The organism is Pseudomonas sp. WS 5532 (genome assembly GCF_012985445.1).
Taxonomy (GTDB): domain Bacteria; phylum Pseudomonadota; class Gammaproteobacteria; order Pseudomonadales; family Pseudomonadaceae; genus Aquipseudomonas; species Aquipseudomonas edaphica.
The window spans coordinates 222,823-234,158 of the sequence record NZ_JAAQWK010000002.1; the positions used below are offsets into that span (position 1 = coordinate 222,823).

An 11,336-nucleotide genomic window follows, 5' to 3' on the forward strand; every position below is an offset into this window, starting at 1 on the left:
TTTTGTGTGATCTTGATAATTATCCACAGGAGCGTGGAAATGCGTTGGGCGACTTATTTCGCCGTGCTGGCCTCTGTCCTCAGCGTCGGCCTGGCCTTGGGCGTGAGCATGCCGCTGGTGTCCCTGCGTCTCGAAGGCTGGGGTTATGGCAGCTTCGCCATTGGCGTGATGGCCGCCATGCCGGCTTTTGGCGTACTGCTCGGCGCGAAGGTCTCCAGCCGGCTGGCCTCGTGGCTGGGCACCGCCAACCTGATGCGGCTGTGCCTGTGGGCCGGTGCCATCTCCATCGGCTTGCTGGCAATACTACCCAGCTACCCGGTGTGGCTGGTGCTGCGGCTGATGATCGGCGTGATCCTGACCATTGTGTTTATCCTGGGTGAAAGCTGGATCAACCAGTTGGTGGTCGAGCAATGGCGTGGCCGCCTGGTGGCGCTGTACGGTTGCAGCTATGCCTTGAGCCAATTGTCGGGCCCGTTGCTGCTGGGCGTACTCGGCACTGACCATGACTATGGCTTCTGGGTGGGCGTTGGCTTGTTGGTGGTCGCGCCGCTGTTGCTGCTAGGGCGTTCCGGTGCCCCAACCGCCGAGTCCTTCAGCGTGACGTTCAGTGACCTGTGGCGTTTCTGCCTGACGCTGCCGGCAATTGCCTGGGCGGTCGCCTTGTTCGCCGCGTTCGAGGCGATGATTCTGACGCTGCTGCCGGTGTATTGCCTGCAGCAGGGTTTCACCGCCGAGATTGCCTTGGCCATGGTCAGCACCGTGGTGGTCGGTGATGCGCTGTTGCAATTGCCCATTGGCGCTTTGGCCGACTACTTGCCACGGCGCACCTTGTTCTTGAGCTGCGCGGTGTTGTTGCTGGCCTCAAGCCTGGCGATTCCTTTGCTATTGCATACGCAGTTGATCTGGCCGGTGTGGGTGATCTTTGGCGCGAGTGCCGGTGGGTTGTTCACCTTGTCGCTGATCCTGATCGGTGAGCGTTATCGCGACGATGCGCTGGTGCGCGCCAATGCTCACGTAGCGCAGCTGTGGGGCATCGGTTGCCTGATCGGGCCTCTGGTAGCGGGCGCGGGCAGCCAATGGATCAGCGGGCATGCGCTGCCGCTGTTGATGGCGGCCGGGGCGCTGGGGCTGGTGGTGTTGTTGCTGCGCCAGGGCGCATTTGGCGCCGTACAGCCTGCCTAAGCATTTGAAATGCAATCAACTGTGGGAGCTGGCTTGCCTGCGATAGCGGTGTGTCAGCTTGCCCAAATGGCGCCTGATACTCCGCTATCGCGGGCAAGCCCGGCTCCCACAGTTGACCCTGTTGTTCTTACAGCATGCGCTCCAGGCCAACACTGGTGGCGAACCACGCATTAAACCTGCGCCACCAACTGCCCGGCTCCCGCGTCAGGGTGTGCAATTGGCCGTTATCCTCGGTCACCCACACCACCTGGCCATCCTGCAGTTTCGCCTCATAGCTCAACGCCGGCGCCATGCCTTGCAGCGCCAGGTTGCGCACGTGTTCCGCCAGTTCGGGGCTGTCTACCAGCACCCCGACTTCGGTGTTCCACAGCACCGAGCGCGGGTCGAAGTTGAACGAGCCGATAAACGACTTTTGCCGATCAAAGATCATCGCCTTGCTGTGCAGGCTGGAGTCCGAGCCGTGGAAGGCGCCTCGGCGAAACAAGTGTGGGCCACTGCCACCGCCCGCATCGCCCGGTTGGCGGCGCAGCTCATAGAGTTTCACGCCGTGTTCCAGCAACGCCTTGCGATAGGGCGCGTAGCCGCCGTGTACGGCAGGCACGTCGGTGGCTTCGAGGGAGTTGGTCAGCAGGCTGACTGACACGCCCGCATCGGCGCGCCCGGTCAGGTACACCAGCCCGGGTTGCCCCGGCACGAAATACGCCGAAATCATTATCAGCTCATGGCTGACGCCTTCCAGCTCCGGCGCCAGCTGAGTGGTTAGCAGTAAGCGTGGATCAGGGTCAGCCTTGGCCAGCACTTTGCTCGGCGCATCCCACAACGCCTGGTTCCAGGCCCAGATCAGCTCGCGCCGCCAGATGTCCATGCGCGGTTGTGTCTGGTAAGTGCGCAAGCGGTTATAGAGGGCGTGGTTCTGCTGGCGCGACTCAGCCAACGAGTCTTGCAGGCGTGCGCGTGCGGCGTTCAGGTCACCCTTGGACGGGGTGCTTGAGACGAAGTCGTCAATGGGCTTGCTCAGCGCGCTGTTCCAGTACTGATCAAAGCTGTGCCCGAGCTGCTCGGCCACCGGGCCGACGCTGAGCATGTCGATATCGGTGAAGTTGAGATTGGGCTCGGCATCGAAATACTCGTCGCCCAGGTTGCGCCCGCCGACAATGGCCACGCTGTTATCCGCCAGCCACAGCTTGTTGTGCATGCGCCGGTGTTGCAGCGACAGGTTGAACAGCCGGCCCATCGCCCGTGTCACGCCGGTGCTGCGGCCCAGGTGCAGCGGGTTGAACAGGCGAATCTGGATCTGCGGGTGGGCGGCGAGGGTGGCGATAACCTGATCGAGGCCGTCGCTGGTGGTGTCGTCCAGCAAGATACGGATGCGCACACCACGGTCGGCGGCCTTGAGCAGTTCATCCACGAGCATGCGCGTGCTGATGCCGTCGTGCACGATGTAGTACTGCAGGTCGAGGCTGCTCTGAGCATTGCGGATCAGTTCGGCACGGGCCATGAAGGCTTCGCTGCTGTTGGGCAACAGGCGAAAGCCCGAACGACCTTGGTACGGCGCCGCCTGGGCCTGGATCGAGCGCCCGAACGAGGATTGCGCCGCAGGCAGGGCGTCGCTGGGGATGCGCGGTGCATCGACCGTGGCGCAGCCACTCAGCGTCAGGGCGCCCAGCAGTAAAAACGGTAAAAGCCGTCGAATCATCAAAGGCACTGCTTCCAGGTCAGGGCGGTTGTGGGATATGACGGCAGATTGCGGGGAAAGGTCAGTCGGTCACCTCGGCAAGCATCTTCATCGCGGCGGCCCCGACCTTGCGCACTGCCTCTTCGATCTGCGGCGTTGGCTTGGCAGCGTAGTTCATGCGCAGGCAATTACGGTATTTGCCGGAGGCGGAAAAGATGCTGCCCACCGCCACCTGTACGCCTTGTTCCACCAGCACACGGTTAAGCTTCAAGGTATCAAAGCCTTCCGGCAGCTCGATCCATAGCATGAAGCTACCTTGGGGCCGGCTGGCACGGGTGCCGGCGGGGAAATAACGGCTGACCCAATCGAGCATCAAGTCGCGATTGCGCTGGTATTGGGTGCGCATCCGCCGCAAATGCGGCTCGAAGTGACCGTTTTTGAGGAACTCGGCGATGGCGATCTGCGGTTGCGTCGCCGTGGAACCGGTGCTGATGTATTTCATGTGCAACACCCGCTCAAGATAGCGCCCTGGCGCTACCCAGCCGATGCGCAGGCCGGGCGCCAGGGTTTTCGAGAACGAGCTGCACAGCAGCACACGGCCATCTTCGTCGAAGGATTTGATCGTGCGCGGACGCGGGTAGCTGTAGGCCAATTCGCCGTACACATCGTCTTCAATAATCGCCACGTCAAAGCGCTGGGCCAGGGTTAGCAGTGCGCGTTTGCGTGCCTCGGGCATGATGTAACCCAGCGGGTTATTGCAGTTGGGGGTCAGCTGGATGACCTTGATCGGCCACTGTTCCAGTGCCAGCTCCAGTGCTTCGAGGCTGATGCCGGTGATGGGGTCGGTGGGGATTTCCAGGGCCTTCATGCCCAGACCTTTGAGGGTTTGCATCGCGCCGTGAAAGCTTGGCGAGTCGACCGCAACAATATCGCCAGGCTCGCAAATCGCGTGGATGCTGGCGGACAGCGCTTCATGGCAGCCGGTGGTGATCACGATATCTTCGGCGGTCAACTGGCAGCCGGAATCCAGAGACAGTCGAGCGATCTGCTCACGCAACTCCATACAGCCAAGGATATTGTCGTAATACAGCCCCGGCAGGTCCTGGCGACGGCTCACCCGGGCCAGGCTGCGCAGCAGGGGCTTCATGGTCGGCGACAATACGTCCGGCATGCCACGGCCCATCTGTATGACGTCTTTGCGCGGCACGGCGCGAATCAGTTCCAGCACCTGGTCCCACTGCGAGATTTCCACCGGGCGCTGTGCCGGACGGCCGATTTCCGGCAGCGCCGGCAACTCGCGTCCGACCGGCACAAAGTAGCCCGACTTGGGCTTGGGCATCGCCAGGCCGTTGTCTTCCAGCAATCGGTAGGCTTGTTGCACGGTGCTCAGGCTCACTCCGTGTTCCACACTCAAGGCCCGCACGGAAGGCAAGCGATCACCGGGGCGATAGAAGCCCTGCTCGATGCGCGTGCCCAGTAATTCGGCGAGGTTGACGTAGAGGGTCATGGTGATCGCTCCGAGGGGACCAGTACAGATAGGCGCAAAATACAGGATTCAGCCTTTCATGGGCAGTATCTGTATGGATTTAATAAAGATTGGTTGAATCTGTAATGGTTTGGCCCGCGCGCTCATCCTAGTCACTCATGGCAACAGGCAAATGAGGGGCAACACGATGAACGGCATGAGCGATGTGCGGCTGATGTTACACAGTCAGCAATTGCAGGCAGGGCAGGAGCGGGCGAAGGCGCCGCGCGATATCAGCCGCTGGAGTCTGTTCTGGCACCGCCGCTACACGCGCAAAGCCTTGCTGCACCTGACCGGTGAGCAACTGCGTGACGTCGGGTTGACTGCCGAACAGGCGCGCCAGGAAGGCATGAAGCCGTTCTGGCGCGACTGATTAGAGCAGCTCTTTGACCCGGTGCCAGAGCATCCCCAGCGCCAACAGCGGCGAGCGCAGATGTTTGCCGCCGGGGAAGGTGATGTGCGGCACCTGGGCGAACAAATCAAAACGCCCCTGCTGTTGGCCGCTGATGGCTTCGGCGAGCAGCTTGCCGGCCAGGTGCGTGGCGTTGAGGCCATGGCCGGCGTAGGCCTGGGCGTAATACACGTTGGGCTGGTCGGCCAGCCGGCCAATCTGCGGCAGGCGGTTGGCGCCGATGCCGATCATGCCGCCCCATTGGTAGTCGATCTTCACGTCCGCCAGTTGCGGGAACACCTTGAGCATTTTGGGGCGCATATAGGCGCCGATGTCCTGCGGGTCGCGGCCGGAATAGTGGCAGGCTCCGCCGAACAGCAGGCGGCGGTCGGCGGACAGGCGGAAGTAATCCACGGTCACGCGTTGATCGCACACCGCCATGTTCTGCGGCAGCAGGCTGGCGGCCTGGGCTTCGTTCAAGGGTTCGGTGGCGATGATGTAGCTGCCGGCGGGCAGCACCTTACCGCTCAATTGCGGGTTCAGGCCGTTGAGGTAGGCGTTGCAGGCCAGCACCAGGGTGTTGGCGCGCACGTTGCCATTGGCGGTGTGCACGTTGACCTCGGGGCCGTAGTCGATGCGCGTCACTTCGGACTGCTCAAACAGCTTCACGCCCAGCTGCTGCGCGGCGGCGGCTTCGCCGAGGGCCAGGTTCAGCGGGTGCAAATGGCCGGAACCCATGTCGATCATGCCGCCTGCATAGCGCTCGGAGCCGATCACGCTGCTCATCTCGTTGGCTTGCAGCAGACGTACTTCATGGCGATAACCGAGGTTGCGCAGTTCTTCGGCGTCTTCGGCCAGGCCGATCAGATCGCGGGGTTTGTTGGCGAGGTCGCAGTAACCCCAGGTCAGGTCGCAGGGGATCTGATAGCGCTCGACCCGCTCGCGCACGATCTCGACGGCTTCCAGGCCCATCAGCTTCATCTGGCGCACGCCGTCGCTGCCGATCACGTTGCTGAACTGGTCCAGGCCGTGGCCGACACCGCGAATCAGCTGGCCGCCGTTGCGGCCGCTGGCGCCCCAGCCGAGCTTGCGCGCTTCCAGCAGCACCACGCTAAAGCCACGCTCGGCCAGCTCAAGCGCTGTGTTTAGGCCGGAATAGCCGCCGCCAATCACGCACACATCGGCGCGCACTTCGCCCATCAACGCCGGGTAGTCGGGCTGTGAAACGCTGCTGGCGGCGTAGTAGGAAGCGGTGTGCCGGGCGCTGGCGGTCATGGGGAGCATCCCTGTTTGGAAAATTTGACGCAGGATACAGCGGTCGGACGAAGCTGTCTGCGCAGCACGTTTTGCGTCAGAATCCACGCCTATTCGCCGTTCGGTAAGTGTTTCGATGAGTTGCAACAGCCAGAAAATCAGCGCGCTGCGCAGGCAGATCCCTTCGTTCGAGTGCGTCCCCGGCTGCCACGACTGCTGTGGGCCGGTGACCACCTCACCCGAGGAAATGTCGCGCCTGCCACGCAAGACTGCCGCCGAGCAGGAGGCGGCCATGGACGAGCTGAACTGCGTGCACCTGGGGCCGAATGGCTGCACGGTGTATGACGAGCGGCCGCTGATTTGCCGGCTGTTTGGCACTACCAAGACGTTGCCGTGCCCGAATGGGCGGCGGCCGGTGGAGTTGATTCACCCTAGGGTTGAGAAGCAAATTCACGAATACATGGCGAGTACCCGGCAAGTACTGGTCTGACGGATGTACTGGATCAAAAAAATGTGGGAGCAGGCAAGCCAGCTCCCACATTTGACCGAATTGTGTCATTTGGTCAGTCGGGGATCGGCAGGTTCAGGCTCTCTTTCACCTCTTCCATCACGATATAGCTCTTGGACTCGCGCACATGCGGCAGCTTGAGCAAGATATCGCCGAGCAATTTGCGGTACGAGGCCATCTCGGAGATCCGCGCTTTCACCAGGTAGTCGAAGTCGCCTGACACCAAGTGGCACTCCAGCACATGGGGCAGCTTCAGCACGGCGCGGCGGAATTCCTCAAAGGTGTCGCCCGACTTGTAATCCAGGCTGATCTCGACAAATACCAGCAAACTCCCCTTCAAATGCTGCGGGTTGAGCCGCGCGTTGTAGCCCATGATGATCCCTTCACGCTCCAGGCGGCGGACCCGCTCGGTGCACGGCGTGGTCGACAGCCCGACCTTTTCCCCCAGCTCCGTAAACGAAATACGCCCATCGGTTTGCAGGATGCGCAGGATATTGCGGTCGATCTTGTCCAGCTCCCGCTTGGTCTGGGTGTTGGTACGCATAGGGGATACGCCTCTGTGAAAAGGGTTTTTGCCGAGAATTGTCGCCAAATATAGGCATTTATATAGTGAAATGCACTGGTCATTGTTTTTTACACTGCGTCCATCATTGCTCGAATAACACACGTCAGCGGCTAAGCCCGTGATGAGGATATAAAAATGCGCGTTCTGGTCTTGGGTAGCGGCGTCATTGGGGTGACCAGTGCCTACTATTTGGCGCGGGCCGGCTTTGAAGTGGTTGTGGTCGACCGTCAGCCCGCCGCTGCCATGGAAACCAGTTTCGCCAACGCAGGCCAGGTGTCGCCGGGTTATGCCTCGCCCTGGGCCGCGCCAGGCGTGCCGCTCAAGGCCATCAAGTGGTTACTGCAACGCCACGCGCCACTGGCGATCAAAGCCACCGCCGATATCGATCAGTACCTGTGGATGGCGCAGATGCTGCGCAACTGCACCCAGAGCCGTTACGCGGTGAACAAAGAGCGCATGGTGCGCCTGTCCGAATACAGCCGTGACTGCCTTGACGAACTTCGCGCCGAAACCGGCATCGCCTACGAAGGCCGCAGCCTGGGTACTACCCAGTTGTTCCGCACCCAGGCGCAATTGGATGGTGCGGCCAAAGACATCGCCGTATTGAAAGAATCCGGCGTGCCGTTCGAGCTGCTCGACCGCGCCGGCATTGCCCGCGTTGAGCCAGCCCTGGCCAGCGTCACCGATATCCTCGCCGGCGCCCTGCGCCTGCCCAACGACCAGACCGGCGACTGCCAGATGTTCACCACGCGTCTGGTGGACATGTGCAAGCAATTGGGCGTGGAATTCCGTTTCGAACAGGACATCCAGCGCCTTGATTACGCCGGTGATCGCGTTAATGGCGTGTGGATCGATGGCAAGCTGGAAACCGCCGACCGTTACGTACTGGCCCTGGGCAGTTACTCGCCCAAGCTGCTCAAGCCGCTGGGGATCAAGGCGCCGGTGTATCCGCTCAAGGGTTACTCACTGACCGTGCCGATCACCAACCCGGCGATGGCGCCGACTTCGACCATTCTGGATGAGACCTACAAGGTCGCGATCACCCGTTTCGACAACCGCATCCGCGTCGGCGGCATGGCTGAAATAGCCGGTTTTGACCTGTCGCTGAACCCTCGTCGACGTGAAACCCTGGAGATGATCGTCAACGACCTTTATCCTCAGGGCGGCGATTTGACCGAAGCCACTTTCTGGACCGGCCTGCGCCCGACCACACCCGACGGCACGCCGATTGTCGGTGCCACCCCGTTCAAGAACCTGTTCCTGAACACCGGCCACGGCACCCTTGGCTGGACCATGGCGTGCGGCTCTGGCCGTTTGCTGGCTGACCTGATGGCGAAAAAAACGCCGCAGATCAGCGCCGAAGGTCTCGATATTTCCCGTTACGGCAGCAACCACCAGGAGTCCGCAAAACATGTCAATCCAGCGCCAGCTCACCAATGAGCGCATGAGCCAGATCGTTGTTCACAGCGGTACCGTGTATCTGGCAGGGCAGGTCGGCGACGACATGAATGCCGGGATTGAACAGCAGACCCGCGAAACCCTGGCCAATATCGAACGTTTGCTGGACCTGGCCGGCACCGACAAAACCAAGTTGCTGTCGGTGACGATCTACCTCAAAGACATCGACGCCGACTTCGCCGGCATGAACGCGGTGTGGGACAAGTGGCTGCCTAAAGGCGTGGCCCCGGCCCGTGCCACGGTTGAGGCCAAACTGTGCGAACCAGAAATTCTGGTAGAGCTGTCCGTGGTGGCTGCGCTGCCTTAAACGTAGCTTTTTCCCCCGGCGCCGTGGCTGATAGTCGGCGCCGGTTTTTCTTCACTTTACCGCCTAGAAGCCTGCCGCCATGCGTCCTGCCCGTGCCCTGATCGACCTCCAAGCCCTGCGCCACAACTACCAACTGGCCCGTGAACTGACGGGGGCCAAAGCCCTCGCCGTGGTCAAGGCGGATGCCTATGGCCATGGTGCCGTACGTGTGGCCCAGGCGCTGGAAGCCGAGGCGGATGGGTTTGCGGTGGCGTGCATCGAGGAGGCATTGGAGCTGCGGGCTGCCGGGATTCGTGCGCCGGTATTGCTGCTGGAAGGTTTTTTCGAAGCTGACGAACTGCCGCTGATCATCGAACATGATTTTTGGTGCGTGGTGCATTCGTTGTGGCAGTTGGAAGCCATCGAACAAGCCCGGCTGAGCAAACCGCTGACCATTTGGCTCAAGCTCGACTCGGGCATGCACCGCGTGGGCCTGCACCCCAAGGATTACCACGAGGCGTACCAGCGCCTGCTGGCCAGCGGCAAAGTGGCCAGGATCGTACTGATGAGCCACTTCGCCCGCGCCGATGAACTCGATTGCGTGCGCAGTGACGAGCAAGTGGCGGTGTTTGAAGCGGCCCGCCAAGGCTTGTCGGCCGAGGTCAGCCTGCGTAATTCGCCGTCGGTGATGGGCTGGCCGAATATGTCCAGCGACTGGGTGCGCCCAGGCATCATGCTCTACGGTGCTACGCCGTTTGGTGAGGACCAGGCCATCGCTGCGCGTTTGCAGCCGGTGATGACCCTGGAATCGAAAGTCATCTGCGTGCGTGAATTGCCGGCCGGTGAGCCGATCGGTTACGGCGCCAAGTTCATCACGCCAAAACCGATGCGCGTCGGCGTGGTTGCCATGGGCTATGCCGACGGCTACCCGCGCCATGCACCGACCGGCACGCCAGTGCTGGTGGCAGGCCAGCGCAGCCAGTTGCTGGGCCGAGTGTCCATGGACATGCTCTGCGTTGACCTCACCGACGTGCCCCAGGCCGGGCTCGGTTCCCCCGTGGAGCTGTGGGGCAAAAATATCCTTGCCAGTGACGTGGCGGCGGCTGCCGAAACCATCCCCTACCAGATTTTCTGCAACCTGCGCCGCGTACCAAGGCTCTATTGCGGGGCTTAAGCCGCGCCTACGAGCAGAGCCCACCGGGATTTAGGCCCAAGTGTTGTAAATACTGAACGCTGTCGCCATGATAACGCTCAACTACAACAAAGCCTGAATCCTAGGAGGCTCCTGCATTGGACGTCGGCGAACGACTGCAATCCATCCGTAAACTCAAAGGTCTTTCCCAGCGAGAGCTCGCCAAGCGCGCGGGTGTCACCAACAGCACCATTTCGATGATCGAAAAAAACAGTGTCAGCCCCTCGATCAGTTCCTTGCGCAAGGTGCTGGGCGGCATCCCCATGTCCATGGTCGAGTTCTTTTCCGAGGAGATCCTCCAGGAAAAACCGACGCAGATCGTCTATAAAGCCAATGAGCTGATCGACATCTCGGACGGCGCCGTCACCATGAAACTCGTCGGGCGCGCGCACCCCAGCCGGGCGATCGCGTTTCTCAACGAGATCTACCCGCCGGGCGCCGACACGGGCGAAGAAATGCTCACCCACGAAGGCGAAGAAACCGGGATTCTGGTGGAAGGTCGCCTGGAGTTGGTGGTCGGTCTTGAAACTTTTGTGCTCGAAGCCGGCGATAGCTACTACTTTGAAAGCACCAAGCCGCATCGTTTTCGCAACCCGTTCGACGTGCCGGCGCGGCTAATCAGCGCAGCCACACCTGCGAACTTTTGACAGAAGAGGCGTGCTGCCAGCGTTGCAGACACACCCGTTGCTGTAACCGTGAGGCCGAATCTCCCTTTATTTAATAGGGTTGTTTCGGCATGACGGGCTAACCGTTATACTTTCGCCGCCTGCGAAACCGTGGCCGCAGGCGTGAATAGCCACCATTGAGGGTGAACGCGTGAACCTAATTATGAAAATGCTGGCTGCACCAGCAACCGTACTGGCCCTATGGGCTGTCAGCGCTCAAGCTGCGACCAATGATGAAATTGCCAAGCGCCTGGAGCCTGTCGGCCAGGTGTGTGTCCAGGGCCAGGAATGCAAAGGGATGGAAGTTGCCGTGGCTGCGGGCGGCGGCGGCGGCGCGAAGACGCCGGATGAAGTGATTGCCAAGCACTGCAATGCGTGCCACGGCACGGGTTTGCTGGGCGCACCGAAGATCGGTGACAGCGCGGCCTGGAAAGACCGCGCCGACCACCAGGGCGGCCTCGACGGCCTGCTGGCCAAGGCGATCACCGGCTTGAACGCCATGCCGCCAAAAGGCACATGCGCCGATTGCTCGGATGACGAGCTTAAAGGTGCAATCGAGAAGATGTCTGGATTGAAGTAAAAAGTTAAGCCTTTACAAAAGGTTAGCCCGCAAAGTGGGCTAACCTTTGGGTAAC

12 protein-coding genes are annotated in these 11,336 nt (G+C 61.3%); 8 read left to right on the forward strand and 4 right to left on the reverse strand.

Translation table 11 applies throughout. The features are described 5' to 3' along the window. Window positions 1–39 precede the first annotated feature (39 nt). Window positions 40–1,182: an MFS transporter gene (locus tag HBO23_RS04575; RefSeq protein ID WP_170036707.1), complete on the forward strand. Its 1,143-nt coding sequence runs from the start codon at window positions 40–42 to the stop codon at window positions 1,180–1,182. 127 nt (window positions 1,183–1,309) lie between these two features. On the opposite strand, the gene HBO23_RS04580 is transcribed toward HBO23_RS04575, so the two are convergent. Both HBO23_RS04580 and HBO23_RS04585 read right to left on the reverse strand, forming a co-directional pair. Continuing rightward, complete coding sequence (locus HBO23_RS04580; protein ID WP_170036709.1) at window positions 1,310–2,878, reverse strand: phospholipase D family protein; 1,569 nt, start codon at window positions 2,876–2,878, stop codon at window positions 1,310–1,312. 61 nt (window positions 2,879–2,939) lie between these two features. Beyond that, on the reverse strand, window positions 2,940–4,364 hold the full coding sequence (locus HBO23_RS04585; RefSeq protein ID WP_099550264.1) for a PLP-dependent aminotransferase family protein: 1,425 nt from the start codon (window positions 4,362–4,364) through the stop codon (window positions 2,940–2,942). Between the two features lie 166 nt (window positions 4,365–4,530). Between HBO23_RS04585 and HBO23_RS04590 the strand changes: the two genes are divergently transcribed. Then, entirely contained in the window at window positions 4,531–4,755 is a 225-nt protein-coding gene (locus HBO23_RS04590) for a DUF1127 domain-containing protein (protein ID WP_017135858.1), read from the forward strand. Here the strand turns inward: HBO23_RS04590 and HBO23_RS04595 are convergent, their stop codons facing one another. Beyond that, complete coding sequence (locus tag HBO23_RS04595) at window positions 4,756–6,048, reverse strand: FAD-binding oxidoreductase (RefSeq protein ID WP_170036711.1); 1,293 nt, start codon at window positions 6,046–6,048, stop codon at window positions 4,756–4,758. It lies immediately after the preceding gene. A 115-nt stretch (window positions 6,049–6,163) separates the two neighbouring features. Here HBO23_RS04595 and HBO23_RS04600 point away from each other — a divergent pair, with 115 nt between their 5' ends. Then, window positions 6,164–6,517 carry a YkgJ family cysteine cluster protein gene (locus HBO23_RS04600; RefSeq protein ID WP_017135860.1) on the forward strand — a complete coding sequence of 118 codons (354 nt, stop codon included), beginning with the start codon at window positions 6,164–6,166 and terminating at the stop codon, window positions 6,515–6,517. Window positions 6,518–6,590: 73 nt separating this feature from the next. Here the strand turns inward: HBO23_RS04600 and HBO23_RS04605 are convergent, their stop codons facing one another. Next, window positions 6,591–7,079: an Lrp/AsnC ligand binding domain-containing protein gene (locus tag HBO23_RS04605; protein ID WP_003176896.1), complete on the reverse strand. Its 489-nt coding sequence runs from the start codon at window positions 7,077–7,079 to the stop codon at window positions 6,591–6,593. A 156-nt stretch (window positions 7,080–7,235) separates the two neighbouring features. Here HBO23_RS04605 and dadA point away from each other — a divergent pair, with 156 nt between their 5' ends. From dadA to HBO23_RS04630, 5 genes are all read left to right on the forward strand, one after another. Beyond that, window positions 7,236–8,540 (forward strand): D-amino acid dehydrogenase, encoded by a 1,305-nt coding sequence (gene dadA / locus HBO23_RS04610; RefSeq protein ID WP_017135861.1) that lies wholly within the window; start codon window positions 7,236–7,238, stop codon window positions 8,538–8,540. Next, entirely contained in the window at window positions 8,512–8,865 is a 354-nt protein-coding gene (locus tag HBO23_RS04615) for a RidA family protein (RefSeq protein ID WP_017135862.1), read from the forward strand. Before dadA ends, HBO23_RS04615 begins: the two co-directional genes overlap by 29 nt. Window positions 8,866–8,944: 79 nt before the next feature. Next, entirely contained in the window at window positions 8,945–10,018 is a 1,074-nt protein-coding gene (alr, locus tag HBO23_RS04620) for an alanine racemase (protein ID WP_170036713.1), read from the forward strand. Window positions 10,019–10,134: 116 nt separating this feature from the next. Beyond that, window positions 10,135–10,683 (forward strand): cupin domain-containing protein, encoded by a 549-nt coding sequence (locus tag HBO23_RS04625; protein WP_017135864.1) that lies wholly within the window; start codon window positions 10,135–10,137, stop codon window positions 10,681–10,683. Window positions 10,684–10,864: 181 nt separating this feature from the next. Continuing rightward, window positions 10,865–11,281 (forward strand): c-type cytochrome, encoded by a 417-nt coding sequence (locus HBO23_RS04630; protein ID WP_170037030.1) that lies wholly within the window; start codon window positions 10,865–10,867, stop codon window positions 11,279–11,281. The last annotated feature ends 55 nt before the right edge of the window (window positions 11,282–11,336 follow it).